Below are 24,826 nucleotides of genomic sequence, written 5' to 3' on the forward strand. Positions count from 1 at the left end.
CAGGAGCACCTCGACCTCGGCCAGGGTCAGCGGCGGCCAGTCCGGTGTCAGTTCGTCGCCAGCAAGACCATGGGCGAGGTGGGTGTCGTCATTCATCGGCGCAGTCTAACCGCTGCCTTCAGAAAGCAAGGTTCAGACCGATCGTGGCCCAGCGCGAAACCGGCGACGCATGTTCGCGCTCACGCCCGACGACGAGGTCGACGCTGTCGCCATCGTCCTTGCCGAAGTAGTAACGCACACCTGCCTGCGTCGTCTGGGACAGGCGCGCCGCCCATAGCCGTTCGGCGAGCAAAGCGACCTCCTTCGTGACGGCAAACTCGAAGCCGACGCCGGCCAGGCCTCGCCAGGCACCCTGTTCCGCCCGGGTCATGCCGAGGTTCACGTTCGCCATCAGGCGGCGCTCGTCGTCGATGCCGAAGTTGCTCGCGGCGTAGACATTCGAGCCGATGCGATGACCGTTCTGCAGGGTTGTGTCAGTGGCAATGGCAAGACCGATACCGGCGTCGTCGCCATTTCGCAGCTGCCATTTGATCGAAGGGTTCTGCAGGTTGTATCCCGGATGGGACTGACCGCCGAGCCCGAGCCCGAACTCAACCGGCCCGACGCCGCAGGCAGGCACCGCCCATGCAGTGTGCGCGCCACCGCGAAACACCTGTAACCAGCTTTCCAGCTGACAACGACCGGGTGTTGCCGTGGAAGCGTCATCGACCAGATAGCTACCACCGGAGGCCATCGACGGCGACGCGGCAAGGGCGAGGATCGTTCCGAAAACGAAGAGGAGAATGTTGCGCATGTTGCATACCTCCCTGCCGAACGCTGCGGCCGGGGTAGAGGGAGGCGGGTCACGGGGTGACCTGCCGGTGGCCAAGGTGGCTACCGGCCGCGACATACGAACGGAAGGACCACTAGCGACGTCGAAACGGAGGCCTGGGGTCGTCGTCCATGGATGTCTCGCGGGGCTGAAAGTGTGCGGATTGTCGGTGCCCGTGTCCGCGGGGTCAACCGTTGACTGCTTTCTTACAGCCAGCTTATCCCTGGCGCAGGCTCATCACGAGGCCATCGCCAAGCCACGCGTTAAGCAGCCCGCCCGCCTCGGCCGCTATCGCAGCGGAGGCGTGCCACTGGCGCAGCCGCTCACAGATCTCGCCGAACGTGGCACCTGCGAGGGCCAGGTCAAGGCATGCGCATTCCCTGGCGTCCATGCTGGCGAACCGCGGCGACAGCCCCCTGCGCCACACACGGACCCCTTCGCCCGCGGAGGTCTGCACCGCTCCCGGTGGCATGATCTCGTCAGCGAGCGCCTTCCAGATCGCCACCGCATTGCTGCGCATGCGGCGAAACCGCAGGGTCGGTACGAAGACGAACTCCACGCGATCCCAATCGTCGGCGATGAGCGCGCCAGCGTCGATCGCTACACCATCGTGACCACTGAACGCGTGACGTAGGGTCCCATCCAGCCACGCCAGCTCACTGACATCCGGATCGTCGGGATAGTCATGTTCGAGCATGTCGGGAAAGTCATACCCGTAAGCATCCAACGTCCATGACGAGGGAACGTGTTCATCGATGTAACGGTCCGCCGCGCGATCGAATGCTTCGTCGCCCAGCCACAACCGTGTCTTCGCGTAGGCATCCCGCATGGCCGTCATGAGCTGGCCACGATAGTTGTTCGCATACACGCGCATGCCACGCGCGTCGAAAGCCTCCCGCGTAGCGCTACCGGACACCGAGGCGATGAAGTCCCGTTGCAGGTCACCGAGGCTCATGCGGCCTGACGTGCCGCCGACGCGGCGATGAGGCGCGCCTGTTGCAGCTCGGCAAGCAGGTCCGTCAGGGGTGGAATATGGTCGTCCCGCTCGATCATGGTGGCCACGTGACCCAATCGCGAGGCGAAGCGCGCATAGAGCCGCCAGACCGGATCGGGCACCGGCGCGTCGTGCGTATCGATCAGCATGTCACGCCCCTGGCTGTGTCCGGCAAGGTGGACCTGCCTGACGCGCTCCAGTGGCAGACCTTCCAGCCAGTCATCGGGGTCAAGCCCGTGAYTGGTCGCGCTCACGTAGATGTTGTTGACGTCGAGCAGAAGCAGGCATCCGGTGCGTTCACACAGCGCCGAAAGAAAGACGGCCTCGGTCATCTTCGAGTCCGCGAAAGCGATGTAGGTCGAGGGATTCTCGAGCACCAGCGCGCGACCGAGCACATCCTGCGCGATCGACACATTCGCGACCAGGACGTCGAGCGCTTCTTCCGTGTAGGGAAGCGGCAAGAGGTCATGGGCGTTGAAGCCATCGACACCGGTCCAGCTGACGTGATCGGAGATCCAGAGCGGATCGACCCGACGCGCCAACGCACGCAATCGGCGAAGGTAGGCGATGTCGACCTCGTCTACCGAGCCGAGATTCATCGATACACCGTGCAGGGCAACGCGGTAGCGCTCACGAACGCGGTCGATGATGTCGAGCGGGCGCCCGCCATCCACCATGAAATTCTCCGAGATCACTTCGACGAAATCGACCGGCTGCTGCGTTGCGATGAAATCGGCATAGTGCGGAACACGCAAGCCCAGACCGAAGCCATGGAACGCGGGCGGCGATTGAACGGGCATGATGTGCTCCGGAGAGGCCCGGTCGCCAGTGCGACCGGGCAGGCAGGCTTACTGGGCCGGCGGGGTGGTGCTACCGCCCTGGGCCGAGCATTCCTTCATCGAAACCGCTTTGAAGCCCTGGCCCTTGCAGTCGTTCTGGCCTTTGCAGGCGTGGTTGCCCGATTTGCAGTCCGAGGTGCCTTTACAGCTGTTGATGCCGTAGCAATGCACGGTCTTGCCGGCAGCCTGATCGGCAGCCTGCGCCGGGGCGGAGATCGCCGCGGCAGAGACGGCGAAGATGGCGGCGGCAGCGGCGATGCTATGGGTGGCGGTATGCATGGTCGTTCTCCGGGAGGTCAGGGTTTGCCGAAGTGGCATGAATGAATTCGCGTCACCGGGGGCATTGGTTACACGAAGCGAAAATCTTTTTCAGTGCACGCCCATGGCATGATCGACAGACAGCCGGCCACCGCCGCGTGCGATGAGGTACAGCAGGATCGCAGCCCAGGACAAATGCGTCGGCCACGCATCCGGGTAGACGAAGATCTCGATGATCGTCGTCATACCGAGCAACACGAACGCCGATAGTCGCGTTGCCAGACCGAGCACGAGCAACATCGGCACGAACGTTTCGACATACGCCGACATATGCGCGGCGATCTCGGGCGGCACAAGCGGCAGCTTGTACTCGGTGGCGAATAACTCGTAGGTGCCGTCGGTAATCGTCAGGAAACCTTCGACCTTGGTACGCCCGGACTGGAAGAAGACCGCAGCGATGGAGACGCGGGCAACCAGCGCGAGGAACGAATGGCCCACGAGCTGGCCGACGCGGTCCGCGAGGGCGTTCCAGCGCGAGACGGGGGTCGGACGAGTGACGAGCGAACGGGTGAGCGAGTCCATGGCGGGTCCTTCAGGTGGCGAATGCGCCAGCGTTCAGCAGGCTGGCCAGGATGAGGTCGATGCGGGCATCGGGGTGGATGGCAACGGTCGAAAGGGCGGCATCGGCCAGCGAAACCCCTTCGGCGATGGCCTCGAGAAAGCGCAGGACCGGGGCCTCTACCGCCGCGACACCGACCTCGAGATGGCCCCGCGTAACGATGGCGTACTCGGGTTGCCATACAAGGTCGGCACCGACCGCGACGCCAGCCCTGCTTGCCTGCCAGATCGTGACGGCGGGTGATGCGGCAGCGAACGTTCGCGTCGCTGGATGCACCCGCAGCCTGAGCGCAGCGATGCCGTCGGGTCCGAGGGTGGTCATCGTCGCCGCGTCCAGGACGCTGGCGTCGGCGGCGACGAGGCTCTCTACCCAGAGGCGATCGAGTCGTGCGACGTCGGCCAGGTATGGCATGTCGGATGCTGGCRGAAAGGTCCCGATGAAGTCGGGGAAATCGTCGCCATAGGTAAACAGCCTTCCATCGCGCGGTGGCGACTGCGAGGCGTGGAGGGCGGCGGCGGCGCGGAACCAGTCGCGTCCGACCAGGCAGACGACGGCGGGATAATTCGCCTCCAGCGCGTCCAGGCAGGCACGCATGGCGGTATTGCGATAGATCGCGAAGGCGGCCTGGTCAGCGGGGGCAAATGCCCTCTCGTCGTAGAGGGCATCCGCGAAGTCGTCCTGGAAACGTGCGAGGGCGCTCATGCGGCCATCCCTACCGTCTCCAGCAGGGTCTGGGCCCGCTCCCTCTCGGCGAGCAGGTTGGCAAACGCGGGGACGTCGCCATCGCGTTCGATCAGCGTCGGGAGGGAAGTGCCGCGTGACACGACGTGACGATAGAGCGACCACACCGCGTCCACGATCGGTGCGTCGTGCGAGTCGATGAGCAGTGTCGGGTCGGTGTCATCCGCCGCGTGGCCGGCAAGATGGATTTCCGTAACGGCGCGAAGCGGAAACGCATCAAGATAAGCGACAGGATCGGCGCCCAGGTTATGCGAACTGACGTAGACGTTGTTGATGTCGAGTAGCAGACCGCAGCCACTGCGACGTACCAGTTCGGCGAGGAAATCGGTCTCGCTCCAATCGTGCCCATCCAGCACCAGGTAATGCGATGGGTTCTCCAACGATACCCGTCGCCCCAGGCGCTCCTGGGTATGCACGACATTGCGAACGAGGTGTGCCAGCGCCTCGTGGGTTCGCGGGAACGGCAGCAGGTCCGGCACGTAGCGGCCTGCCCACGTCGACCAGGCCATGTGCTCAGACACCAGCGCCGGTTGCACGCGGTCGATGAGGCGGCGCAGGCGCTGCAGCTGCACGGCGTCCGGCAGTGCAGCTGCAGCAAGCGAAAGCGATACGCCGTGCAAGGACAGCGGAAAGCGTTCCGCCAAGGCATCCAGCATCGCCAGTCGTGGTCCGCCATCGACCATGTAGTTCTCGGGATGCACTTCGAGCCACAAGCCACCGGCATGACAACGCATGGCGTCGTCGAAATGCTGGGGCTTGAAGCCGATGCCGGCGGCGGGCGACAGGCTCATGAGGTTGCTCAACCAACCTTGGTCAGCGAGCCATTGCCCTTGGGCGTCTGAATCGCGGTGCAGGTGCCGGCAGGCACATTCTTCCAGGCGTTCTTCTGGTAGTCCGCCTTGGCCGTTCCGGCGCAGGTCGTGCCCGGGCCAGCGGCGCAGTCGTTCTGGCCCGCCTTGGCGACACCCCAGCACTTCTCGACAGCGGGTTTCTTCGCGTCTTTCTGGGTATCGGCTTGCGCGACACCGGCAACCAGGGCGGCGAGGGTGAAGGCGACGGAGGCAATGTGACGATGGTTCATGGGAACTCCTTGCGGGGAGGGCCGGACACGATGTCCGGCTTCACGAATGAGTTCGCGGGGCCGGATGGGTCGGTTACACGCGGCGGCGTCTTTTTTTTTCGGTCGTGCTGTAACCGGATGTGCGCGGCGAGCGAACTGAGGGACATGCCCACCATGTCGTCGTCGCCACGCTCGGCCCGCGGCGCTTGCGATAGCGAGCCGGGCATGGCTATATCGCTGTCCATGGACAGCCCAGCCATCACAGCGACACCCCCGACGGAGCGGGTAGCTGACGTCTTTTCGGCGACGGAGAACGAGCTCCGCGCCTGCTTCGTCCTCGGCCTGGGTGGCGATGCCGCCCAGTACCGGCTCTTTCTCCACGGCCTCGGTTCGCACCTGCGCGCGTACCTGCGCAGGCGCCTGCCGCGTGCGCAGGCCGACGTCGAAGACATCCTCCAGGAGACCCTGCTCGCCGTGCACAATGCGCGACACACCTACCGCGACGACCAGCCGCTCACCGCCTGGGTGCATGCCATTGCGCGCTACAAGCTGATGGACTTCTTCCGTGCCCACGCGCGACGCGAGGCGCTTCACGAGCCCTTCGAGGACGACGGCAGCCTCTTCGTCCAGTCCGATGTGGAACCTGCCGACGCACGCCGCGATGTCGGCCGCTTGCTCGAAGCCCTCCCCGACCGCCATCGTCTACCCATCGTTTTCGTGAAGCTGCAGGGGTTGTCTGTTGCCGAGGCAGCGCAACGCTGCGGCATTTCCGAATCCGCGGTGAAGGTAGGCGTGCATCGTGGCCTGAAAGCACTCGCCGCCCGCATTCGAGGCAGCTCATGAAGACCGACGATTTCATCGCCATGCTTGCGAACGAAGCCCCGCCGGTAGATCGCCGCGCACCGGGCCGTCGTTTCGCCCTGGCCCTCCTGCTGGGCTTCGCCGCGGCAACCCTGCTGATGGCCGCCGGACTGGGGCTGCGTCCGGATCTCGCCGATGCGATACACCTGCCGATGTTCTGGCTGCGCATCGGCTTCRCCACGTGCATCGGCATAGCCGCGTTGTGGCTCACGCTGCGACTGTCGCGCCCGGGTCTTCGCATCGGTGCCCGTTGGGCAAGCCTGGCGGCACCGGTTGCCGTCGCCTGGGTCGGCATGGCCGTCGTGCTGGCGCATGCGCCGACCGACGCGCGCGTGGCCCTGCTGCTCGGCCACACCTGGCGCGTCTGCCCGATCCTGATCGCCCTGCTCTCGACGCCGACCTTTCTGGCCATGCTCTGGGCCGTGCGCGGCATGGCGCCGGTACGGCCGCGGGTCACGGGCGCGGCCGTGGGCGTGCTTGCCGGTGCGACGGCCACCGTGGCGTATTGCCTGCATTGCCCTGAGATGTCGCCGGCATTCTGGTCCACCTGGTACCCGCTTGGCATGGCTATCCCGGCCGCGATCGGTGCCTTGATCGGCCCTCGCGTGCTTCGCTGGTAGGCTGCGCGCTTCGCTCCCGTGGATGCTTCACGCATGCTCCGTCCGACATCGTTCCGGCTCCTGGCCCTGCTCGGCCTCGTCGTGACCTCCGCTGCCGTTGCCGATGGCGCGGGCCTCAAGGTGATTCCCGTGGACAACGGCGTCAATCAGCTCACGCTGCTCGGCGAGCCTGCCATGGCGGTGCGCGCGTGGCGTGAGAACTACAACGCCCACGGCTTCGATGTCGTGAGCTTTTACATTCGTGACAAGACCGCCGGCGAGAAGGCGTTCTGGAACCTCGTCCCCGTGTTCGGACAGGCGGGCAAGAGCGACGGGGGCGAACGTCTAGAGATAACCATCGGCGGCGGCGCCGACTGCGTCCTCCACGACTTCCGCCTGCTCCGCTCGGACGACGACAAGCGGGTCATGCTCGTGATCGCCCAGCGCGACATGGGCGACAGCTTTGCCGACCCTGCCGCCGTCCATTTCACCTGGTACGACCTGGCAAAGAATGAAGACGAAGCGCCAGGGGAACCCTGGCGGTATTTCCGACAGACGCACGTCACCCAGGCGGCAAAACCGTACTGCGACGTCGAGGAAGCCTTCGACAAGGAACTGCACCTGGGAACCGCCGGTGGCAACGGCGGCCCGGGCGATACCGACTGAGCAGAAAGCGCCCTGAAAGCCCCATCGCAAGAACTTGTCACCCTCTCCCACGATCCGCGCGCGGAATCGGCAAATGTCGTCCTAGGCCGTGTATTCGATAGCGACACGGCCGTTAACCCATCAAACTAGAGGCATCGATGCAGCGGGGCGACCATGGGCTCAATCAGCAGGGATCCGGCAGTCTGGGGACGGTATATCGCCGTCGCCGGGGCTTATGCCGCCTGCTACGAGCTCACCCGCAACGTGTCCTTCTCGCACTGGATGCTGCCCGCCGGCTTGCGCATGGCCTGCCTTTTCCTGGTGCCACGGCGCTACTGGCTCGCACTGGCTGTCGGTGAAACATTGCCCATCGCTGAAATGGCCGCGCTGCACGCGTCGGCATTCGGGTTGCTCTGGGCGATCATCGTCTCGATCCCACCTATCGCGTTGATGATGCCGGTCGTCGCCTGGATGCGCCGTCACTTCGGCTTGTTCCGTGAAGATGGTCAGATCCACATGGGCATGATCATGGCCGCGACCATGGTCTGCGCGGTGATCAACGGTATTGCCAACGGGGCGGCACTCGCCAACGTGTCGATGGGCGACGGATCCGAAGCGCCAGCGGTGACCATTCCCCTCTTCCTCGCGTGGTTCCTGGGTGCCTACCTCGGCGCCCTGACCCTCACCCCGATGATCCTCGCCCTGCGCGAGCGCCTCGCCCTGCAGCCCGGCCGCATGGTGACACTCAAGGCAGTGTGGCACAGCGTCCTGACACGCGACGCCCTGTTCATTGGCGTTCCGACGCTCGCCTTGCTGATGATCGCGGCTTCACAGCTGGATGGCATGGCGCTGCAGTGCGTACGGATGGCCATGGCCGTTCCTGTCATCGTCCTTACGCTGCGTCACGGCTGGCACGGCACCGCCATCGGCGGCATGCTGGCAAGCATCGCCCTGGCAGCGACGTCGTTCGAGCTTCGCGACCCGGCCATGATCCAGGCACAGGTCGTTCTGGCCTTCGTCATCTCCACCTCCCTGTTGTTCGGGGTCAGGGTGGCCCGGCGCCTCGCTGCGAGCCACCCCCTGGTCGCGCACAACGGCTCCCACCACCTCGGCTGAGGTGACGGGAGCGCCGGGCTGTAGCCCGGCGCCTGTTATCGGTCAGGGGCCGTGCGAGCTGCATTCCGCCGGATTCTTGCAGTCGCCAATCAATAAATTGATCTGCATCGTGCCGTCGGGCTGCGGCGCCACGAACACATGCGTCGAGCTATCGGAGTAGACCGTCTCGCCGGTGGTCGAGGCTGGGGCGGGAAGGGGTTCGTCCGGCGTCGCCAGTCGGCTCGCGTCCGAACCGATCGGCAGACCGACCGCCTTGTATGCCGTGACGGCAAAGGCACCACGCACGGCGCCACCGGCGTCGTTCACCTGGATGTAGCGGGTGCCGCCGCGGGTGAAGACGTAGACGTGATAGTTCGCGCTGGAGCTGACGTCACCCACGGCACTGGTCGACGGTTGTCCCAGGCCGGAGAGTGCGGTCTGTGCGTGAACGGCGGTGACGCCCAGCGGAAGGGCGAGGAGGGAGCAGAGCAGGAAGCGTGTCGATGTACGCATGTCGAAAGTCCCATGGCAGGTTGGCGAGCCCGCGCGGGTATCGCGCCGGACCGGTAGCTCGACCATGGGCCGTTCAGGGCCAGACAGCCCATGATCGATACCCGCACTTTCCCTCATCGGTCGGGGTGCGGCGGACACCCTGCCGAATTCGCTCATTCCTGGGGACGCCGACCTGTGGTCCCCCGGCATTTGCAGGCCGCATAGCTCCAGCGAATGAGCATGGCGGCCGCGCCGAGGTTCAGGGCGGCCTCGCTGGGCCAGGCAAAGGCCTGCGAGAGGAGGCCCGTACCCGTGCCTGCCACCGCTTCGGACACGCCAACCACGTTGACGACCGCTCCGCACGCCAGAAGTGTCATGCAGAGTCGCTCCAGGCGCGGCTGCGTCGCGTCGGTCACCTGCCACAGCGCGGCGGCGGCGATCAGGGACGAGCAGACGAGATTGAACCACGTCATTATCATGATCATTTATCGGTACCTCGAAGAAAGCGTCCTAAGACGCGCTTGGTTACCTTCTCGACATGCGCTTCGATCACACCCTGCACGATCGCCGTGAGGTTCAGACCGAAACAGCCGATAAGAATCGCGACGGCCGCCTGAACTTCAGGGTCGTAATCGCTCACGTACCGCTTGCCGATCGCAGGCGCCAGGAAGACGGCGAGCACCGTGCCGCATATGACCCTGACGACAGCGCGGCCTCGCGAGCTATCCGATAACGCGACGGGAATCACCGCTCCGCCGACAGCGGCCAGGAGCAGCCATAAGCGATCGATCAGGGTGGGGTCCATGACGCTACTCCTTCGCGCTGTTGGCTCGCCGGAGGACACCGGCCCAGCGCGACTCCGCACGCTGGAACGCCATGGCGATCGATCCCGGAGCAGGTGTATCGACCATCAGTTCGCCCGGATACAGGCGCGCGCAAAAGCCGCCGCCGTTCGTCGATGGATGAAAGCGATAGAAGCTGCTGCCATCGACATCGCGAAGATGGTCCGCGACGATCTTGCAGTTGGCGGGCTCGCCAAATTGCAGGGACGCGCGCTGTGCATGGATGGTCGCGTCGAGACGGACGGTATTCTGGATCGACGCGGCGACGACGCCGCGCCAGCTGCCGTCGTGCGAAGGCGCGTCTTCCGCGGCGCACGGTGAGGCCAACAGACCCAGCGTCAACGCAGGCAGGAGGGATGACAGCAGGACAGTACGTAACATGGACATCTCCGGTCAGGAAGCAACAAGAAGGAAAACGAACGTCGCGATGCGTGCTGACGTGAACACGATGGCACCGCGCGCGAGCACCAGCCATCGGCTCGGCCTGCGGGGCGGCAGCTCGAGGTAAGTCAGCAAAATCGTCTCCCACTCGGCGGAGACGTGAAGTTCGCTGAGTGAACGGGGAAGACGTCCCGTGCTCATGCACCACCTCGAGGGACGATGAGACGGCCGTCGATCTCCACGCAGGGTTGCCAGTCCGAGGCGGCGAGGCAGACGAGCCTCAACTGATGCACAGGGCGACGATCCAGCCAGGCAAAGCGCGGTCGGCCGAGCTGCATGACCAGTTCGCGCCGGCGACGCGCGACACGGCGATACCGCAGGCGGAAGTCGAAGGCCATGGATAGTTCGGCGAGGCGAGGCCCGGGATGGGCACGTCGTTTGAGGGAATGATCGGCGTCACGCAGCGCACGGGTGACGGCGTCAAGAAGCTGGTCGAGCGAGGTATGAGCCATGATCTGCTCCTACGCTGCCGGCAGCCAGGCGGGTTTTCGCGGAAAGCCGACGTGATAGCAGATCCACTGCAGGACCACCTGATGCTCGCCGATCTGGAGAACCTTGAAGCTCTTCTCCATGCCGATGATGCAACCCTTCGGCGACTCGTTGAAGCATCGATTGAGCATGTCGTTGGCTTCGGCGACCTGCTGCTCCGAACGCATCTGGTTCGGGTCGTCGGTGCCGACAACGATGCGCTTGACGAACTTGACTTCCGTGAGATCGAACATGGTTTCACTCCTTGAAAACCGCGGCACCCTGGGGAGGGGCATTGGGGTGCCGCGGCCATCCGTTACGCCGCTGCTGCGGTCGGCACGGCCGTGACCTTACGCGGGGCACACGCGGACTGCATGATGTCCATGACGCGGGCAAGGCCTTCGGGCATGCCCTTGTCTTCGGCATGAATGGCGACGTGATACCTCGCGGAGTTGTCGGACTGGCGGGTGTTCTCCTTGGCCGAAGCGACCGAGCCGGCCACCTTGACGTTTGCCCTGAACAAGCCGAACTTCATCGACATGTTCGCGTCGTAAGCGTGCGAGCTGTTGCTCGATTCCTTCTCGGTAATCGCCGACTTCACTTCCATGTCGAAGGTGATATCGACCGTACTGATCGCGAGGTTCGGGACCTTGACGATGGAGAGCAGCGGGACGTCGATCTCGACCTCTTCATCGGAGATGCTGCCGTCGGGATTCTCGACGGGACGCTTGAACTTGAACGATGCCGTGCGGGTGTCACCGATGCCGTCCGCGCTGTCGGCGTCGGGCAGGAAGCCGACAACCTTGATGAAGTCGGCGGTGGCCTGGGCCAGTTTGATCTGGCCATCGCATGCCGCGCTGAGCGGTGCACCGATGAGATCGCCCATCGGAAGACCCTGGAACTGGCTGGACATACTCACGAGTTCTGCCATGTCGTAACTCCTTTACTGTTGGCAAGACACGACGCACGGAATGCGCGGCGTGGTTCGACCGGTATCGCCTCAGCTCTCCGGCCTGAACGTCTGGAAGACCCCTTGGGTCTGCGCTAAATGGGTCATGAGACGGGCCATCCCGTCACTGGGTTCGCTACCTTCCACGCGCATCACGACGTGAACCGAGCCGGCCTTGCGGCCGCCGCTGGCGGCGGTCGTGTCCAGCTGAAGCACCGGACGTGTCGCTTCGCGAGGCACTTCCCAACCGGGTCGTGCCTCCGCTGGTGCTGTTGCAGCGGGAGAAGCCGTCGGCTCGACGAGATGACCGAGGTCGGCGTCGAAACTGATCTCGACGTCCTTGATCCGCAGAAGGTTCGTCGAGACCAGGGGAAGCAGCGGCGCCCTGTACAGGTCTTCGTCCTCGACCGTCGCACCCGGCTGCATGGATGGCATCCGAATGACAACGCTTTTCGGGCGATTGTCCTCGTCGAAGTACTCACTGAGGTAGGCCATCTGGCGCCGCTCGATGCGATCCTGCGCATCGATCACGGCACCGGCCATCGCCTCGATGAGACCGGGAAGCGGTGTATCTGCAGCCACGTATCATGTCCTTCTTCAAGGCGAAATGTAGACAAAGGATTCAGTGCGTCGAAGCCATCCGGCAAGGAAGCACTGCAACGAAGGGCGTCGCTTCGCCAGGCCGCGGTAGTAGTCCATGCGTTGCGTCTTGAATGCGGCATGTACCTGGGCGGTATCGCAGGCATTGACCACACGCAGGCTGCGCGGTCCGATCATTCCGTCGATGACCAGCACGGGTCGCTTGGCGCGTTCGTTGAGCACCCTCTGCAGCAAACGCGACGACGCGACACCCGCGTTGACCTGGAAGTCACACACCAGGCTGGCCAGGGATTGAGAGGCGATGTCGTCACCGCGAATGGCATCCCAGTAGAGCGCTTTGTAGATAATGCCGACCTGCTCATCGGTCAGCTCGCGCAGTAAGCCCATGCTGGGTGGGAGCCCGAGCAATGCGCGCGAACACTGTGAAAGCGTGCCGAGCGTGATGCCCTTGTTGGTAGCGCCACCCGGGTCGGCAGGGTGGTTGACGTATCCACCCTCGTGCTTGAGGAGGATAGGAAAGAACCGGGAGAAGTCGGCCATCCGTGTGTGCTCTGCGTTGGCGAACTCCGCGCCGTTGAGTGGAACTATCCGCTGATAGCAGCGTTTACGGTATCGGTCGCGCACTGATTTGTTCTGGGTGACGAACCCGTTCGCTGGCTTAGTGATCCACATCGATGAGCCCTTCGCGGACCGCGTAGCGCGTCAGCTGGGCAATGCCGCGGATGCCGAGCTTGGCCATCACGTGATCGCGATGGGTGCCTACCGTCTTCATGCTGAGGTGGAGGCGGTCGGCGATTTCCCGCGTCGCGAGTCCTTCGGCATACAGCCGCGCCACCTCCCTCTCGCGATGGCTCAGTTCACCCCCGCTGCCTCCCTCATGGGCGGCACGACCTCGAAAGCGGTTGACCAGGACATGCGCGACATCGGGGCTGACGTAAGAACCGGAACGCATCACGCCGTCGATGGCGCGTGCAAGTACGTCGAACGTATTCCGCTTGGCGACATAGCCGTGGGCACCGGCGTCGAACGCGGCCCTGACCCAGTGAGCCTGCTCCCGAGCGGACAGGCAGAGCATCCGCGTTCCCGGGGAGTCCCTGGCGATGCGTCGCACGACTTCGAGCCCCGACATGCCGGCGACGGCCGTGTCGAAGATCAGAAGATCGGGGCGCTCGTCCTGACCCAGGCGCACGCATTCCTGCCCGTCACCCGTGCTCCCGACGATGTCCACGCCCTCGTGTGCCTGCAGCACGGCAGCCACCGCATCGCGCAGGACGGCTTGCTGGTCCGCGAGAACCACGGTAGTGCGGGCGGTGGCGCCTCTGTCACTGGCTCTGAAGGCCTGTGACAAAATGCGCCCGGCCTCAGGGCCAGGGAAGGGATGTCCATTCATGTGTGCTGTCCAGGTGGAAGATGCCGTAGAGCCTCGTCGGAAAGGCGCTCGGGTGTCCTTCCGGAAACCTTACGGCGGACCTTCTTCCCACAAACTAAGGACTTAGCGCGGCACAGTCCGGCCTGACCGCGGCATGCATCATTGCCATGAGGCCCCCCTTCTTCACGTTCGGCGACTGGACGGTGCGCCCCGGACAGCGCGTCATCGAGCGCCAGGACGAGCGCGTGTCGCTCGAGCCGAAACTGATGGATGTCCTGGTCGCACTGGCGTTGGGGGCACCTGAGGTCCTCTCGACCGACCATCTGCTCACGACCTGCTGGGCCGGTCACTTCTACGGAGACAATCCGGTCCACAAGGCGATCGCCCAATTGCGTCGCGCGCTGGGCGATGACGCACGCGCACCACGCTACATTGCGACCATTCGCAAACGCGGTTACCGGGTGACCGCGTCGGTCGCTTTTCCGGACGGTGGTTCCGCTGTTGAGCTGCCGACCCTTGCAACGTCCGAGCCGCCCTATCCAGGCGGCCGGCCCTTCGATATCGCGGACGCGCCGCTATTCTTCGGACGCAGGCGATGCACGTCGGACCTGCTTCGGCGCCTCAAGGAAACGCATAACCAGGGCAACGCACTCCTTCTCCTATGCGGTCCGCCGGCGAGCGGCAAGACATCGCTCGTAAGCGCCGGCGTGGCCCCAGCTCTGCTGGGCCCTGCGGGATATGACGGGTTGCGTGCCCTTGCTTTCGCCGTGCTCCGCGGTGATCGGGCCGACKGACGTCCCTGGGACGCGCTCGCCACGGSCCTGTGTGAATGGCATATCGACGGAGAGCCGATCTTCGTCGAAAGCGAACGCACTTCTTTGACACGGTCGTTGCTCGAGGACCTCAACCTCGTTCTCGGGCGCATCGCTCACCGACTTCACGGGCGCGGTGCCGTCCTGATGCTGTTCGTTGACGACCTCGATATCCTGTTGAGCGAAAGTGCGGATGCCAACATGGCGCGTACCTTTCTCGGCGCCATGTCATCGATGGCAGCGACCGGAAGGATTGCGATCATCGCCACCTGCCAGGATGCCGCCCAGCACGGACACGTCGCCCGATACACGCCCATTCCGCCAGTAACCTTCCAGCTGACCGGTCCCACACCGGGAGAACTCGCCCTGATGATCCGCCTGCCAGCGCGAATGGCGCGCTTGCGGTTCGAGCAGGAAGCCGGCACCGAACAGTTGCTAGACGATGTCCTGCTCGAACATGCCCGAGGCATGCAGCATCCCTTGCGTGTGCTGCCCTCCCTACTACGACGGCTCTATGACGCGAGGCGCGACGACGGGATCCTGACCTTCGAGACCTACCGGCAGGCTTGCGCGGACCTCGCGCTGGAGGAGCAAACCCAAGTCGAACAAAGGACGCGACACCGCGTGCGGCGCCGGACGCTCGCTGTTCGGCTGCACCGCCGGTGGAGGGAGCGTGTACTGAGGACGTTAGCGATGCTGGTCATCAGTGCCTGCTGCCTCGGAGCGGTCTCGGTAGCCTGGGTTGCTGCGTGGTAGCAAAAAAGGTTCTTCGCGGAATGCCGGGGACGCCGAAGACGGTGAGGCGCAGAGCCTTCGGCGTGCAGACGTGGCGGCGCAGAGCCTTCGGCGGCGCGGACGTCGCGGCGCAGAGCCTTCGGTGCCCACCCTCGCTGCTCAGACAGTCCTCCGCGTTTCGTACCGGAAAGGCCGCTGCGCGGCCGTGTACTTATCTGGCCTACGGCCGCTCCACTTGTGCGGAACTCGCCTCGAGGGTGGGCACCGAAGACTCTTCCCATCCCTGAGGTTCGTGCGGGTCGAGCCGACGAAGCAACGCAGCCTCAGGTTGCCGTCTAGTCGGCATCGCCAAACGGTCGACCCCAGCGCGCTGAGATCGTCCGCGAGGCAGAGTAGTGGCGAGGAAAACGCTCGCCGCGCCGGAAATGACGTATCTGCGCGACCGTCGTAACGGCTAGCTTCGGCGGCAGCACCCACGCCCAACGGCTCTCCGTCCAGCTGACCGTCGCGTCGTGAGAGACCTTGGTGTCCACCCTCGAGGCGAGTTCCGCACAAGTGGAGCGGCCGTAGGCCAGATAGATACATGGGCCGCGGAGCGGCCTTTCCTTTTCGAACGCGGAGGACGTGTCTGAGCAGCGAGGGTGGGCACCAAGGTCTCCCCGCGAGACGCCCAAGTGTACGAAGCGACGGCGAAGCCGAGCCCGCGAAGCCGAAGGCGAGCCATGCGCGAGGTGCGAGGTGCGAAAGAATGCCCCGCCAGAAACCCGAGCGGTCGTGTCCCGGTAATCCGCGAAGAACCAAAAAAAAAGCCCCTGATTTCTCAGGGGCTTTTTCCGTTTGGCTGGGAGACTAGGATTCGAACCTAGATAGACAGCGTCAGAGGCTGTCGTCCTACCGTTAGACGATCTCCCAATAAACCTTGGCTCGACACGCTCTGACCTTAGTGCGTCGAACTTTGAAGCGCGATGATTAGCGCTTCGAGAACTGCGTTGCGCGGCGGGCCTTGTGCAGACCGACCTTCTTACGCTCGACTTCGCGAGCGTCGCGGGTCATGAAACCAGCCTTGCGCAGCGGCGACTTCAGCGCTTCGTCGTATTCGACGAGGGCGCGGGAGATGCCGAGGCGAATGGCGCCGGCCTGACCCGTGATGCCGCCACCGGCGACGGTGACCATGATATCAAACTTGTCGACGTTTTCGGTCAGTTCGAGCGGCTGGCGCACGATCATGCGCGAGGTCTCGCGACCGAAGAACTGGTCGAGCGGCTTGCCGTTGACCACGATGCCACCGGTGCCCTTGCGGAGGAACACGCGGGCGGCGGAGGTCTTGCGGCGGCCGGTACCGTAATTCTGCTGGGTAGCCATGTGAATTCCTTAGATTTCCAGCGCCTGAGGCATCTGCGCGGTGTGCGGGTGCTCGGCGCCGCCGTACACCTTGAGCTTGCGGTACATGGCGCGACCCAGCGGGTTCTTCGGCAGCATGCCCTTGACGGCGATTTCGATCACGCGCTCCGGGTGGGTAGCCAGCAGATCCTTGAGACTCATGGTCTTCAGGTTGCCGACGTAGCCGGTGAAGCGGTGGTACATCTTGTCGTCCAGCTTGGCACCGGTCACGGCCACCTTCTCGGCGTTGATCACGACGATATAGTCGCCGGTATCGACGTGGGGGGTGAACTCGGGCTTGTGCTTGCCGCGGAGGCGACGCGCGACCTCGGTCGAAAGACGACCCAGGGTCTTGTTCGTGGCATCAACCACGAACCAATCGCGCTTGACGCTTTCCGGCTTGGCGGTGAACGTTTTCATTTCAAATACCTGGTTTGCCGCCGTTGAGACGGAACACGGAATCGGTGAAAGCAAAGGCGCGAGAGAATAGCGGACTTTTCCCTCATCGCGCAAGCCCACCGTGCAGGTGAGCTTCGGGCCGACAATCATAATTGATCACGGGGCCCATTCACAAGCGGTCCCGGTTCCGGCGCGGCTACCGCGACAAGCGACCGCAGCGTCTTCATCTGGATTCGGGAAGCGCCCATTATAACCTGCGTCGTATCCGTTCGTAAGGAGTTTTTTCATGACCGTTCGCACCCTGACCCCTTTCGACCGCCTTCTCAGCGGCCTGGAACGCGCCATGGAAGCCGTGTCGGGCTCGCCCGAGCCCGCGCGTCGTTCTCCCGGCGACGCCGTGCCCGACGCGCCGCTGGACGACACCGAGCGGCGCCACGCTGCCGGCCTGATGCGGATAAACCATGTCGGCGAGGTCTGCGCGCAGGCCCTCTATGTCGGCCAGGCCGCCCTGGCCCGCACCGCGGAAACCCGTGAACACCTGATGCATGCCGCCCAGGAGGAAACCGACCACCTGGCCTGGTGCGCAGAGCGCCTCAAGCAACTCGACAGCCGCCCCAGCCTGCTCAATCCCCTCTGGTACGCCGGCAGCTACGCCATCGGCGTGGCGGCCGCCGCCGTGGGCGACCCGATCAGCCTGGGCTTCGTCGTGGAAACCGAGCGTCAGGTAGAGGCCCATCTCGCCGAGCACCTCGAGCGCCTGCCCGCACAGGATGACCGCAGTCGCGCCATCCTGCGCCAGATGCAGGCCGACGAGATCCGCCACGCCGATGCGGCACAGGCGCGGGGCGGTATCGACCTGCCCTGGCCCCTGCCGCGGCTCATGCATGCGGCTTCGACAGTTATGAAGGCCGTTGCCTATCGCATCTGAGCGTCGGCCGGCTCAATCAGCCGCCCTTGCCGCTTGCAATGCCATCGAGCTCGGTGACCGCATCGTCCGGAAGCGCCAGCTGGGCCGCCGCGAGGTTCTCACGCAGATGGCCGACGGACGATGTGCCCGGAATGAGCAGGATGTTGGGGGAACGCTGCAGCAGCCACGCCAGCGCAACCTGCATGGGCGTGGCATCGAGACGCTTGGCGACATCGGACAGCGTCGACGACTGCAACGGCGTGAAGCCACCCAACGGAAAGAACGGCACGTAGGCCGTGCCCGCGCGAGCCAGCTCGTCGATGAGTGCATCGTCCTCGCGATGCGCCAGGTTGTACTGGTTCTGCACACCCACGATGTCGGTGAGCTTGCGACCTTCGGCGATCTGCGTCGCCGTGACGTTGCTCAGCCCGAGATGACGGATAAGCCCCTTACGCTGTAGCTCGGCCAGCACCGAGAGCGGCTCTTCGATCGAGCCTTCCGCCGGCCCGTGCACGTCGAACATGGCGCGAAGGTTCACGACGTCGAGCACGTCCTTGCCCAGGTTGCGCAGGTTGTCGTGCACGGCCCGGGTGAGCTCGTCGGCTGAAAACGCCGGATGCCATTCCCCCTTGGGACCGCGCACGGCGCCCACCTTTGTAACAATGACGAGATCGTCCCGATACGGGTGCAGTGCCTCGCGGATGAGCTGGTTGGTAATGTGCGGGCCATAGAAGTCGCTTGTGTCGATGTGGTCGACGCCGCTCTCCACCGCCTCGCGCAGGACGGCCAGGGCCCCGTTGCGATCCTGCGGCGGACCGAAGACGCCCTTGCCGGCGAGTTGCATGGCGCCATAGCCGAGCCGCTTCACAGGGCGGCTGCCGAGGGTGAACGTTCCGGATGCGTTGGTCTGGGACATGGTCGGTCTCCTTGGGTAGAGGTCCATCCTAGGCGCTGGGTGTCGACGCGATAAGCGTGCACAATCGGGACGGGTCGTGCGTGTTTCCGCACAACGCCGCACCGGGGACGTGACCATGAAGACCGATCTATCCGACCTGAGCGCCTTCGTCGCCGTGGCGCGAGCCCGGGGCTTCCGCGAGGCTGCACGGCTGAGTGGCGGCAGCGCCTCCGCACTGAGCGAAGCGGTCCGGCGGCTGGAGAGCCAGCTCGGCGTTAGGCTACTCAACCGGACAACCCGCAGCGTGGTGCCGACGGAAGCGGGCGAAGGCCTGCTCCTGCGACTCGGACCGGCACTGACCGAGGTCGACGCAGCGGTCGACGTGGTCAACGGCTTTCGCGACAGGCCGGCGGGCACACTGCGCCTCAACGTACCGATCAGCGCCTCCCGCCTCGTACTGCCAGCGATCGTGCCGCCCTTCCTCGCGGCCTACCCGGATATCCGGCTCGACGTGACGACCGAGGAGAGCTTCGTCGATGTCCTCGCGGCAGGCTGTGACGCCGGCATTCGCTATGACGAGCGACTGGAACAGGACATGATCGCCGTGCCGATCGGGCCGCGCCTTCAGCGCTTCGCTGCAGCGGCCTCACCCGCCTACCTGGCGCGTCGCGGCCGCCCCGAACATCCGCGCGACCTGCTCGATCACGACTGCCTGCGTGGACGCTTTCCGAGCGGCCACATGCCTGCCTGGGAGTTCGAGCGGGAGGGCGAAGAGATCGCCGTCGATCCGTCGGGCCCGATGATCGTGCGCATTGGCGGCGGCACCGATCTCATCGTCGATGTGGCCCTGGTCGGCACGGGCATCGTCTATCTGTTCGAAGACTGGCTGCGCCCTTACCTCGACAGCGGCGCCCTCGAGCCCGTCCTCGAACCATGGTGGCCGAGCTTCTCAGGCCCCTTCCTCTACTACCCGGGGCGACGACTCGTCCCTGCGCCGCTGCGCGCCTTCATCGAATTCATCAAGGCCAACACGTCGGCATAAAAAAACCCCGCTTTCGCGGGGCTTTTCGTCACATCAGGTTACGGCCGTGGAAGAGTTCCTCGATCTCGCGACGCAGCAGCGATTCGATGCGCTGGCGCTCCTTGAAAGAGAGGTCGTCGGCCTGGGCCTCGAAGAGGTACGTATCGAGGTCGAAGTCCTTGATGTGCATCTTCGTGTGGAAGATGTTTTCCTGGTAGACGTTCACGTCGAACATCTCGTACTTCTGGCGGATGTGCTTGGCCAGATAGTCCTGCACCGAGTTGATCTTGTGATCGATGAAGTGCTTCTTGCCCTTCACGTCGCGCGTGAAGCCGCGCACACGGTAGTCGGCAATGACAATGTCCGATTCGAAGCTGTCGATCAGGTAGTTCAGGGCCTTCAGCGGCGAGATGACACCGCAGGTGGCGACGTCGATATCGGCGCGGAAGGTCGCGATGCCGTTATGCGGATGCGTTTCGGGGTAGGTATGGACGGTGATGTGGCTCTTGTCCATGTGCGCTACGACGGCGCCCGAGATCGTGTCGCGGCCAAGCTTCTCGACCACGGGCTCCTCGGAAATGAGGATGGTGACCGACGCGCCCTGCGGATCGTAGTCCTGGCGCGCAATGTTCAGGATGTTCGCACCGATGATCTCGGCCACGTCCGTCAGGATCTGGGTCAGGCGGTCGGCGTCGTACTGCTCATCGATGTATTCGATGTAGTTCTGGCGCTGCTGCTCAGAGACGGCGTAGCAGATGTCGTAGATGTTGAAGCTCAGCGCCTTGGTGAGGTTGTTGAAACCTTGCAGGCGAAGGCGGGGAAGCGGTTTGACCACAGCGACTCTCCGAGGCCGGGGGAATGGACGGCCAGCAGTAGACGCGGGTTAGCAGCTAGGGTCCCCGCAAAGAGGAAAGAGAACAGGCAAACCCGAAGTCTGCCTCCCCCTTATGAACGGCGTAAGACAAGGGGTCCGGCGCCGAGGGGGTGAAATTATGAGGCAAGATGGCGAAAATTTGAACACGTCGGTCACCTTTCACGTGGAAGTGTGGATTTTGACGACCGGATGTCTGCAATAATCCGCCGGGGACATGGCGAGTCAACGACACCTGACGGAATTCCGTCGGTCGGCCGCTGAAGGGGACGCCATGCCAGTGAGACTCAACGGAATCTGCTGTGGCTCAACTTAAATATCTGTTGCAACAGGCATTCGAACGGTCCCAGGCGCCGCTGGGCTTCGCGCCCGATCCGGCCTCGATGGGTCGTTTTCTGGACGCTTGCCACCGCCGCCGCTATCCGGGGAAGACGGCGATCATCCGACCAGGTGATCCCGCCAACACGCTCTATTACGTGGTCGAAGGCTCACTCGCCGTCTGCACCGAGGACGAGGAAGGCCGCGAACTGATCCTGGCGTACATCAACCGGGGCCAGTTCATCGGCGAGATGGGACTGTTCGTCGAGCAGGCCCAACGCGAATCGCTCGTGCGCACCCGCACGCCCGTCGAAATGGCCGAGATCAGCTACGAACGCTTGTTCCAGCTGCTCGAGGGTCCCCTTTCGGCCGAATGCCCCAAACTGCTCTTCGCGATCGGTTCCCAGCTGACCCAGCGTCTGCTGCGCACCTCCCGACAGGTCAGCCGCATGGCTTTCATGGACGTGACCAACCGTGTTTCGCGCACCCTCCTGGACTTGTGCCAGGAGCCGGACGCGATGACCCACCCCGACGGTACGCAGATCCGCATATCGCGGCAGGAAGTCAGCCGGATCGTCGGCTGCTCCCGGGAAATGGTCGGCCGCGTGCTCAAGCAGCTCGAGGAAGAGCGGATGATCGACGTGGCCGGCAAGACCATCGTGGTGCGCGGTACCCGCTGAGCCCTCAGGGGCCCTGGTAGATCATGTAGACATCCGCCCGCTCGTAATGCGAGCCCGGGCGGATGGTCGGCTGGCGGACGAAGCCGGCCCGCTCATACATGCCCATCGCGCGGGCGAGCTTGCTATTGGACTCCAGGAACAGCTGTGAACCGCCGCGCTGGCGGTACTCGCCGATCGCCGCGTCGAGCAGCTTGCGGCCGGCGCCCAGCCCCCGGTAGTTCTCGTCCACGCCCATCTTGGACAGCTCGAAGACTCCCTCGCCTTCGCAAAGCAGGGCGCAGGTGCCGACGACCTCGCCGGCATACAGTGCGAAGAAAATCGCACCGCCGTGCGCAAGGACCATGCCTTCGGGGTCGGCGAACAGGGCCCTGTCCACGTCCTCGACGCGAAAATAGCGCTCCAGCCACGCCTGGTTGAGTCGGCGGAAGTGCTCACGCAGGCCCGGCTCGAACGGCACCACCTCGACCTGCTCCCGTGAAAGGGCCGTCCGCTGCGCGAGGATCGCGTCGACCAGTGGCCGCTCACCGAGCGCCTGCTCACAACCATCGATAGCGTCGAGGAGGGCGAGGCCGCGAGGCCCCATGGACTCGGCCATGCCGCGGCGAATGGCGAGCCAGACGGGACCAAGCGCGCCTAGCGCTCGCTCGCCGGCATCGGTCAGCGCGAGCACGCTGCGCCGGCCGTCCTGGGGATCGCGCTGTCGCACCACCATGCCGGCATCGACCAGCCGGTCGGCCAACTGACTCACGGCGGAGTGAGTCTGGCCGATGGCAGTCGCCATATCCGTCACGGTGGTCGGACCCACATCGCGCAGAAAGCGCAGCACCGGAAACCAGCGCGATTCGATGTCCGCACCGCACGCCCGATAGACCTCGTCGACGGCCTGATAGAAGTGGTCACTCAGCGCCTTAAGGCGACTGCCGAGAGCAAGCTCGCGCAGGGAAGACAGGTACATCGCGGATCCGGGGACGGGGACGGATAGCGAGGCTAGCGGCGGCGGGCTTGCGCGCGCAAGCATTTGCGCGCCACTAGTACCAGTAGAGGACTTCCAGCTTGTCACCGAGGGCGCGTCCGGCCTTTCGTTGGGCTTTCGGGCTGGGGTTGACCAGCTTCGCCGCCTCGGCCGCACGCAGCATGGGCAGGTCCGACAAGGAGTCGCTGTAGGCCACGGCCCAGGGCCTTCGTACGCCGGCCCGCTCGAGCGTCGTGACCTTCACGCCGTCGACGTTGTGCCGGGTGAAGTGGACACCGAACAGGCCGCCTCGCGTCTGTGACGCAATCAGTTCGTAGCCCGTGAGGTTCACCTCGTCGAGGATCGCCTCGACCATGGTGAGATCGTTACCGCTGATGATGATCACCCGGTCGCCAGCGTCGACATGACGACGCAGGGTGGCCACGGCATCGCGCAGGAACACGCCCGGACGTCGTGCATACGTACGCGCATAGGCGGCCACCTGGCGACGATAGGTCGCTTCGCGACGACCGAAGGTCACCACACGGAGGAAGACGCGCCCGAGCAGTCGGTTACCGGCGACCGTACCGATAAGCAGGGGGATGAACGGCAACAACGGCAATGCCAGCAATACGCGCCAGCGACCGATGCCGGAAAGCCGCTCGCGAAAGAACAATTCCAGCGTCTGGTGACGGACGATGACGCCGTCGAAGTCGAACAGTACGACGCGTCGTGCGTCAGCGGCGGTGTCATCGACGACCGCCGTTTCAATCCCCTGATTCATTCGGCTTCTAGTGTTTGTGCGGGTGACTGTGCGGAGGCGTGCCGAACAGCTTGCGCAGCTCGGCGCCGGGATCGGCGGCGCGCATGAACGCCTCACCGACCAGGAAGCAGTCGATGCCCTTGTCGCGCAGGACCTTCACATCTTCGATGGTGTGGATGCCGGATTCGGCGACCAGCGTGCCATCGCCGACGCGGTCTTTCAGGCGCAGGGAGGTACCGAGCGAGGTCTCGAAGGTGCGCAGGTTGCGATTGTTCACGCCGATCAGGGGCACGGGAAGGTCGAGTGCCACTTCGAGTTCGGCTTCGTTGTGCACTTCGACGAGCACGTCCAGATCCAGTTCGGCCGCCAGCATGGAAAGCTCCAGCAGCGCAGCCTCGTCATAGATCACATCGTCGCCTTCCTTGCTCGCAAAAGCAGCCACGATCAGCAGGATGCAATCGGCGCCGATCACGCGGGCCTCGTACACCTGGTATTCGTCGACGATGAAGTCTTTGCGCAGGATCGGCAGCGAGCAGGCCTCGCGCGCTTCGCGCAGGTAATCTTCATGACCCTGGAAGAAGTCGGCATCGGTGAGCACGGACAGGCATGCCGCACCGCCGAGCTCGTAGCTGCGCGCGATCTCGGCCGGATTGAAATCGGCGCGGATCAGGCCCTTGCTCGGGCTGGCCTTCTTGATCTCGGCGATGACTGCCGGGTTACCGTCATGCAACTTGGCGTCGATCGCGGCGACGAAGCCCCGCGTGGCTTCCAGGTCCGCCACGCGAGCGGCAAGGTCGTCCAGCGACCGCTTGCGCTTACGCTCGGCGACTTCTTCCGCCTTGCGGTGGAGGATGCGATGGAGAATGTCGGGCATCGAAGCGCTTCCTTGGGTAAGGACGGGGTGGGGAGCCCCGACGATATCAGGCGCCGAGCCGCTGCGTCGCGGCCACGAACGTATTCATTTTTGCACGAGCGGCGCCACTTGCGATGGTCGACCGGGCCAGATCGATGCCTGCCTGTATGGAGGGCGCCACATCCGCCGTGTACAGGGCCGCGCCCGCGTTCAGGCAGACGATATCGTGAGGTACACCCGGAACGCCGGAAATCGCGTCCAGCAGCATGGCCCTGGATTCGGTGGCGTCGTCCACGCGGAGGTTTCGGCTGGAGGCCATGGACAGGCCGAAATCCTCCGGCTCCACCTCGTATTCGCGCACCACGCCGTCGCGCAGCTCGCCCACCAGAGTGGCTGCGCCGAGCGAAATCTCGTCCATGCCGTCACGCCCCCAGACCACCAGGGCATGCTTCGCCCCCAGCGCCTGCAGGGCACGCACCTGGATGCCGACCAGATCGGGGTGGAACACGCCCATGAGGATGTTGGGTGCGCCCGCTGGATTGGTCAGTGGTCCTTGT

34 protein-coding genes, 1 tRNA gene and 1 pseudogene are annotated in these 24,826 nt (G+C 64.5%); 8 read left to right on the plus strand and 28 right to left on the minus strand.

What is annotated here, in order from left to right; genetic code table 11:
• Positions 1 to 118: 118 nt before the first annotated feature.
• From AC1DSN_RS04960 to AC1DSN_RS04995, 8 genes are all read right to left on the minus strand, one after another.
• Positions 119 to 793 (minus strand): hypothetical protein, encoded by a 675-nt coding sequence (locus AC1DSN_RS04960; protein ID WP_477329807.1) that lies wholly within the window; start codon positions 791 to 793, stop codon positions 119 to 121.
• A 235-nt stretch (positions 794 to 1,028) separates the two neighbouring features.
• Positions 1,029 to 1,766: an HvfC/BufC family peptide modification chaperone gene (locus AC1DSN_RS04965; protein WP_477329809.1), complete on the minus strand. Its 738-nt coding sequence runs from the start codon at positions 1,764 to 1,766 to the stop codon at positions 1,029 to 1,031.
• Positions 1,763 to 2,605: an MNIO family bufferin maturase gene (gene bufB, locus AC1DSN_RS04970; protein WP_477329811.1), complete on the minus strand. Its 843-nt coding sequence runs from the start codon at positions 2,603 to 2,605 to the stop codon at positions 1,763 to 1,765. The genes AC1DSN_RS04965 and bufB (AC1DSN_RS04970) overlap by 4 nt, the downstream gene beginning before the upstream one ends.
• A 48-nt stretch (positions 2,606 to 2,653) precedes the next feature.
• A complete protein-coding gene (gene bufA2 / locus AC1DSN_RS04975) occupies positions 2,654 to 2,923 on the minus strand; it encodes a BufA2 family periplasmic bufferin-type metallophore (protein ID WP_213949782.1) in 270 nt (89 codons plus the stop codon).
• 90 nt (positions 2,924 to 3,013) lie between these two features.
• Positions 3,014 to 3,484 (minus strand): DoxX family protein, encoded by a 471-nt coding sequence (locus AC1DSN_RS04980; protein WP_063573333.1) that lies wholly within the window; start codon positions 3,482 to 3,484, stop codon positions 3,014 to 3,016.
• A 10-nt stretch (positions 3,485 to 3,494) separates the two neighbouring features.
• Positions 3,495 to 4,223: an HvfC/BufC family peptide modification chaperone gene (locus AC1DSN_RS04985; RefSeq protein WP_477329813.1), complete on the minus strand. Its 729-nt coding sequence runs from the start codon at positions 4,221 to 4,223 to the stop codon at positions 3,495 to 3,497.
• The gene (gene bufB / locus AC1DSN_RS04990; RefSeq protein ID WP_477296791.1) at positions 4,220 to 5,053 is read right to left on the minus strand and encodes an MNIO family bufferin maturase; all 834 of its coding nucleotides are present in this window, start codon (positions 5,051 to 5,053) and stop codon (positions 4,220 to 4,222) included. The genes AC1DSN_RS04985 and bufB (AC1DSN_RS04990) overlap by 4 nt, the downstream gene beginning before the upstream one ends.
• An 8-nt stretch (positions 5,054 to 5,061) precedes the next feature.
• A complete protein-coding gene (locus tag AC1DSN_RS04995) occupies positions 5,062 to 5,343 on the minus strand; it encodes a BufA1 family periplasmic bufferin-type metallophore (RefSeq protein WP_213949785.1) in 282 nt (93 codons plus the stop codon).
• Positions 5,344 to 5,547: 204 nt separating this feature from the next.
• On the opposite strand from AC1DSN_RS04995, the gene AC1DSN_RS05000 reads away from it, so the two are divergent.
• From AC1DSN_RS05000 to AC1DSN_RS05015, 4 genes are all read left to right on the plus strand, one after another.
• Positions 5,548 to 6,165, plus strand: coding sequence for a sigma-70 family RNA polymerase sigma factor (locus AC1DSN_RS05000; RefSeq protein ID WP_477296793.1), 618 nt, complete (start codon positions 5,548 to 5,550; stop codon positions 6,163 to 6,165).
• The gene (locus AC1DSN_RS05005) at positions 6,162 to 6,803 is read left to right on the plus strand and encodes an NrsF family protein (protein ID WP_477329815.1); all 642 of its coding nucleotides are present in this window, start codon (positions 6,162 to 6,164) and stop codon (positions 6,801 to 6,803) included. Before AC1DSN_RS05000 ends, AC1DSN_RS05005 begins: the two co-directional genes overlap by 4 nt.
• 33 nt (positions 6,804 to 6,836) lie before the next feature.
• Entirely contained in the window at positions 6,837 to 7,448 is a 612-nt protein-coding gene (locus AC1DSN_RS05010) for a hypothetical protein (protein WP_477296797.1), read from the plus strand.
• 153 nt (positions 7,449 to 7,601) lie between these two features.
• Positions 7,602 to 8,543, plus strand: a complete 942-nt coding sequence (locus AC1DSN_RS05015) for an MASE1 domain-containing protein (protein WP_477296799.1) — start codon at positions 7,602 to 7,604, stop codon at positions 8,541 to 8,543.
• 42 nt (positions 8,544 to 8,585) lie between these two features.
• On the opposite strand, the gene AC1DSN_RS05020 is transcribed toward AC1DSN_RS05015, so the two are convergent.
• From AC1DSN_RS05020 to AC1DSN_RS05070, 11 genes are all read right to left on the minus strand, one after another.
• A complete protein-coding gene (locus AC1DSN_RS05020) occupies positions 8,586 to 9,035 on the minus strand; it encodes a hypothetical protein (RefSeq protein WP_082879323.1) in 450 nt (149 codons plus the stop codon).
• A 152-nt stretch (positions 9,036 to 9,187) separates the two neighbouring features.
• Positions 9,188 to 9,487, minus strand: a complete 300-nt coding sequence (locus AC1DSN_RS05025; RefSeq protein WP_477329817.1) for a hypothetical protein — start codon at positions 9,485 to 9,487, stop codon at positions 9,188 to 9,190.
• 8 nt (positions 9,488 to 9,495) lie between these two features.
• On the minus strand, positions 9,496 to 9,819 hold the full coding sequence (locus AC1DSN_RS05030) for a hypothetical protein (RefSeq protein WP_213949791.1): 324 nt from the start codon (positions 9,817 to 9,819) through the stop codon (positions 9,496 to 9,498).
• Between the two features lie 4 nt (positions 9,820 to 9,823).
• On the minus strand, positions 9,824 to 10,237 hold the full coding sequence (locus AC1DSN_RS05035) for a hypothetical protein (protein WP_477297965.1): 414 nt from the start codon (positions 10,235 to 10,237) through the stop codon (positions 9,824 to 9,826).
• 12 nt (positions 10,238 to 10,249) lie between these two features.
• The gene (locus AC1DSN_RS05040) at positions 10,250 to 10,438 is read right to left on the minus strand and encodes a hypothetical protein (RefSeq protein ID WP_477297967.1); all 189 of its coding nucleotides are present in this window, start codon (positions 10,436 to 10,438) and stop codon (positions 10,250 to 10,252) included.
• Positions 10,435 to 10,749, minus strand: coding sequence for a hypothetical protein (locus tag AC1DSN_RS05045; protein WP_477297968.1), 315 nt, complete (start codon positions 10,747 to 10,749; stop codon positions 10,435 to 10,437). The genes AC1DSN_RS05040 and AC1DSN_RS05045 overlap by 4 nt, the downstream gene beginning before the upstream one ends.
• A 9-nt stretch (positions 10,750 to 10,758) precedes the next feature.
• Positions 10,759 to 11,019 (minus strand): hypothetical protein, encoded by a 261-nt coding sequence (locus AC1DSN_RS05050; protein ID WP_063572702.1) that lies wholly within the window; start codon positions 11,017 to 11,019, stop codon positions 10,759 to 10,761.
• A 62-nt stretch (positions 11,020 to 11,081) separates the two neighbouring features.
• Positions 11,082 to 11,696 carry a DUF2589 domain-containing protein gene (locus AC1DSN_RS05055; protein WP_063572703.1) on the minus strand — a complete coding sequence of 205 codons (615 nt, stop codon included), beginning with the start codon at positions 11,694 to 11,696 and terminating at the stop codon, positions 11,082 to 11,084.
• A 69-nt stretch (positions 11,697 to 11,765) separates the two neighbouring features.
• Positions 11,766 to 12,296, minus strand: coding sequence for a DUF2589 domain-containing protein (locus AC1DSN_RS05060; protein WP_082879166.1), 531 nt, complete (start codon positions 12,294 to 12,296; stop codon positions 11,766 to 11,768).
• Positions 12,297 to 12,311: 15 nt separating this feature from the next.
• Positions 12,312 to 12,854 carry a glycoside hydrolase family 108 protein gene (locus tag AC1DSN_RS05065; protein WP_477329819.1) on the minus strand — a complete coding sequence of 181 codons (543 nt, stop codon included), beginning with the start codon at positions 12,852 to 12,854 and terminating at the stop codon, positions 12,312 to 12,314.
• 118 nt (positions 12,855 to 12,972) lie between these two features.
• A complete protein-coding gene (locus tag AC1DSN_RS05070; protein ID WP_082879167.1) occupies positions 12,973 to 13,704 on the minus strand; it encodes a response regulator in 732 nt (243 codons plus the stop codon).
• Between the two features lie 146 nt (positions 13,705 to 13,850).
• Here AC1DSN_RS05070 and AC1DSN_RS05075 point away from each other — a divergent pair, with 146 nt between their 5' ends.
• Positions 13,851 to 15,251, plus strand: coding sequence for an nSTAND1 domain-containing NTPase (locus tag AC1DSN_RS05075; RefSeq protein WP_477329821.1), 1,401 nt, complete (start codon positions 13,851 to 13,853; stop codon positions 15,249 to 15,251).
• A gap of 817 nt (positions 15,252 to 16,068) precedes the next feature.
• On the opposite strand, the gene AC1DSN_RS05080 is transcribed toward AC1DSN_RS05075, so the two are convergent.
• The 3 genes from AC1DSN_RS05080 to rplM form a co-directional block, all read right to left on the minus strand.
• Positions 16,069 to 16,142: transfer RNA gene (locus tag AC1DSN_RS05080), tRNA-Gln, on the minus strand.
• 57 nt (positions 16,143 to 16,199) lie between these two features.
• Complete coding sequence (gene rpsI, locus AC1DSN_RS05085; RefSeq protein WP_036138010.1) at positions 16,200 to 16,592, minus strand: 30S ribosomal protein S9; 393 nt, start codon at positions 16,590 to 16,592, stop codon at positions 16,200 to 16,202.
• A 9-nt stretch (positions 16,593 to 16,601) separates the two neighbouring features.
• A complete protein-coding gene (gene rplM, locus AC1DSN_RS05090) occupies positions 16,602 to 17,030 on the minus strand; it encodes a 50S ribosomal protein L13 (protein WP_063571418.1) in 429 nt (142 codons plus the stop codon).
• 265 nt (positions 17,031 to 17,295) lie between these two features.
• Here rplM and coq7 point away from each other — a divergent pair, with 265 nt between their 5' ends.
• Positions 17,296 to 17,937, plus strand: coding sequence for a 2-polyprenyl-3-methyl-6-methoxy-1,4-benzoquinone monooxygenase (gene coq7, locus AC1DSN_RS05095; RefSeq protein WP_213949797.1), 642 nt, complete (start codon positions 17,296 to 17,298; stop codon positions 17,935 to 17,937).
• Positions 17,938 to 17,953: 16 nt separating this feature from the next.
• Here the strand turns inward: coq7 and AC1DSN_RS05100 are convergent, their stop codons facing one another.
• A complete protein-coding gene (locus AC1DSN_RS05100) occupies positions 17,954 to 18,832 on the minus strand; it encodes an aldo/keto reductase family oxidoreductase (RefSeq protein WP_477295273.1) in 879 nt (292 codons plus the stop codon).
• A gap of 136 nt (positions 18,833 to 18,968) precedes the next feature.
• Between AC1DSN_RS05100 and AC1DSN_RS05105 the strand changes: the two genes are divergently transcribed.
• Positions 18,969 to 19,853 (plus strand): LysR family transcriptional regulator, encoded by an 885-nt coding sequence (locus AC1DSN_RS05105; protein WP_477295278.1) that lies wholly within the window; start codon positions 18,969 to 18,971, stop codon positions 19,851 to 19,853.
• 28 nt (positions 19,854 to 19,881) lie between these two features.
• Here AC1DSN_RS05105 and speD read toward each other — a convergent pair whose 3' ends face one another.
• Positions 19,882 to 20,667: an adenosylmethionine decarboxylase gene (gene speD, locus AC1DSN_RS05110; protein ID WP_036109987.1), complete on the minus strand. Its 786-nt coding sequence runs from the start codon at positions 20,665 to 20,667 to the stop codon at positions 19,882 to 19,884.
• A gap of 338 nt (positions 20,668 to 21,005) precedes the next feature.
• On the opposite strand from speD, the gene crp reads away from it, so the two are divergent.
• Complete coding sequence (gene crp, locus AC1DSN_RS05115; RefSeq protein ID WP_046966863.1) at positions 21,006 to 21,701, plus strand: cAMP-activated global transcriptional regulator CRP; 696 nt, start codon at positions 21,006 to 21,008, stop codon at positions 21,699 to 21,701.
• Positions 21,702 to 21,705: 4 nt separating this feature from the next.
• Here the strand turns inward: crp and AC1DSN_RS05120 are convergent, their stop codons facing one another.
• From AC1DSN_RS05120 to trpD, 4 genes and pseudogenes are all read right to left on the minus strand, one after another.
• A complete protein-coding gene (locus tag AC1DSN_RS05120; protein WP_213949799.1) occupies positions 21,706 to 22,656 on the minus strand; it encodes a bifunctional helix-turn-helix transcriptional regulator/GNAT family N-acetyltransferase in 951 nt (316 codons plus the stop codon).
• Between the two features lie 73 nt (positions 22,657 to 22,729).
• Positions 22,730 to 23,437, minus strand: coding sequence for a haloacid dehalogenase-like hydrolase (locus tag AC1DSN_RS05125; protein ID WP_477329823.1), 708 nt, complete (start codon positions 23,435 to 23,437; stop codon positions 22,730 to 22,732).
• Positions 23,438 to 23,444: 7 nt separating this feature from the next.
• Positions 23,445 to 24,290 (minus strand): indole-3-glycerol phosphate synthase TrpC, encoded by an 846-nt coding sequence (trpC, locus tag AC1DSN_RS05130; protein ID WP_477329825.1) that lies wholly within the window; start codon positions 24,288 to 24,290, stop codon positions 23,445 to 23,447.
• Positions 24,291 to 24,336: 46 nt separating this feature from the next.
• A pseudogene (trpD, locus tag AC1DSN_RS05135) lies at positions 24,337 to 24,826 on the minus strand (anthranilate phosphoribosyltransferase); the annotation flags it as partial.

This window comes from Luteibacter sp. P4_D7_3, from assembly GCF_056401735.1.

Bases quoted from the DNA above. Each gene is read 5' to 3' on its own strand.
- AC1DSN_RS05030 (WP_213949791.1), bottom strand. From the start codon at position 9,819: ATGGACCCCACCCTGATCGATCGCTTATGGCTGCTCCTGGCCGCTGTC.
- AC1DSN_RS04965 (WP_477329809.1), bottom strand. From the start codon at position 1,766: ATGAGCCTCGGTGACCTGCAACGGGACTTCATCGCCTCGGTGTCCGGT.
- AC1DSN_RS05045 (WP_477297968.1), bottom strand. From the start codon at position 10,749: ATGGCTCATACCTCGCTCGACCAGCTTCTTGACGCCGTCACCCGTGCG.
- AC1DSN_RS05035 (WP_477297965.1), bottom strand. From the start codon at position 10,237: ATGTTACGTACTGTCCTGCTGTCATCCCTCCTGCCTGCGTTGACGCTG.
- AC1DSN_RS05020 (WP_082879323.1), bottom strand. From the start codon at position 9,035: ATGCGTACATCGACACGCTTCCTGCTCTGCTCCCTCCTCGCCCTTCCG.
- coq7 (WP_213949797.1), top strand. From the start codon at position 17,296: ATGACCGTTCGCACCCTGACCCCTTTCGACCGCCTTCTCAGCGGCCTG.
- rpsI (WP_036138010.1), bottom strand. From the start codon at position 16,592: ATGGCTACCCAGCAGAATTACGGTACCGGCCGCCGCAAGACCTCCGCC.
- AC1DSN_RS05125 (WP_477329823.1), bottom strand. From the start codon at position 23,437: ATGAATCAGGGGATTGAAACGGCGGTCGTCGATGACACCGCCGCTGAC.
- AC1DSN_RS05015 (WP_477296799.1), top strand. From the start codon at position 7,602: ATGGGCTCAATCAGCAGGGATCCGGCAGTCTGGGGACGGTATATCGCC.
- AC1DSN_RS05100 (WP_477295273.1), bottom strand. From the start codon at position 18,832: ATGTCCCAGACCAACGCATCCGGAACGTTCACCCTCGGCAGCCGCCCT.
- AC1DSN_RS05000 (WP_477296793.1), top strand. From the start codon at position 5,548: ATGGCTATATCGCTGTCCATGGACAGCCCAGCCATCACAGCGACACCC.
- AC1DSN_RS05040 (WP_477297967.1), bottom strand. From the start codon at position 10,438: ATGAGCACGGGACGTCTTCCCCGTTCACTCAGCGAACTTCACGTCTCC.
- rplM (WP_063571418.1), bottom strand. From the start codon at position 17,030: ATGAAAACGTTCACCGCCAAGCCGGAAAGCGTCAAGCGCGATTGGTTC.
- AC1DSN_RS04995 (WP_213949785.1), bottom strand. From the start codon at position 5,343: ATGAACCATCGTCACATTGCCTCCGTCGCCTTCACCCTCGCCGCCCTG.
- AC1DSN_RS05010 (WP_477296797.1), top strand. From the start codon at position 6,837: ATGCTCCGTCCGACATCGTTCCGGCTCCTGGCCCTGCTCGGCCTCGTC.
- AC1DSN_RS05065 (WP_477329819.1), bottom strand. From the start codon at position 12,854: ATGGCCGACTTCTCCCGGTTCTTTCCTATCCTCCTCAAGCACGAGGGT.
- AC1DSN_RS05120 (WP_213949799.1), bottom strand. From the start codon at position 22,656: ATGTACCTGTCTTCCCTGCGCGAGCTTGCTCTCGGCAGTCGCCTTAAG.
- AC1DSN_RS05025 (WP_477329817.1), bottom strand. From the start codon at position 9,487: ATGACGTGGTTCAATCTCGTCTGCTCGTCCCTGATCGCCGCCGCCGCG.
- AC1DSN_RS04980 (WP_063573333.1), bottom strand. From the start codon at position 3,484: ATGGACTCGCTCACCCGTTCGCTCGTCACTCGTCCGACCCCCGTCTCG.
- bufA2 (WP_213949782.1), bottom strand. From the start codon at position 2,923: ATGCATACCGCCACCCATAGCATCGCCGCTGCCGCCGCCATCTTCGCC.
- trpC (WP_477329825.1), bottom strand. From the start codon at position 24,290: ATGCCCGACATTCTCCATCGCATCCTCCACCGCAAGGCGGAAGAAGTC.
- AC1DSN_RS04960 (WP_477329807.1), bottom strand. From the start codon at position 793: ATGCGCAACATTCTCCTCTTCGTTTTCGGAACGATCCTCGCCCTTGCC.
- AC1DSN_RS05050 (WP_063572702.1), bottom strand. From the start codon at position 11,019: ATGTTCGATCTCACGGAAGTCAAGTTCGTCAAGCGCATCGTTGTCGGC.
- bufB (WP_477296791.1), bottom strand. From the start codon at position 5,053: ATGAGCCTGTCGCCCGCCGCCGGCATCGGCTTCAAGCCCCAGCATTTC.
- AC1DSN_RS05055 (WP_063572703.1), bottom strand. From the start codon at position 11,696: ATGGCAGAACTCGTGAGTATGTCCAGCCAGTTCCAGGGTCTTCCGATG.
- AC1DSN_RS05070 (WP_082879167.1), bottom strand. From the start codon at position 13,704: ATGAATGGACATCCCTTCCCTGGCCCTGAGGCCGGGCGCATTTTGTCA.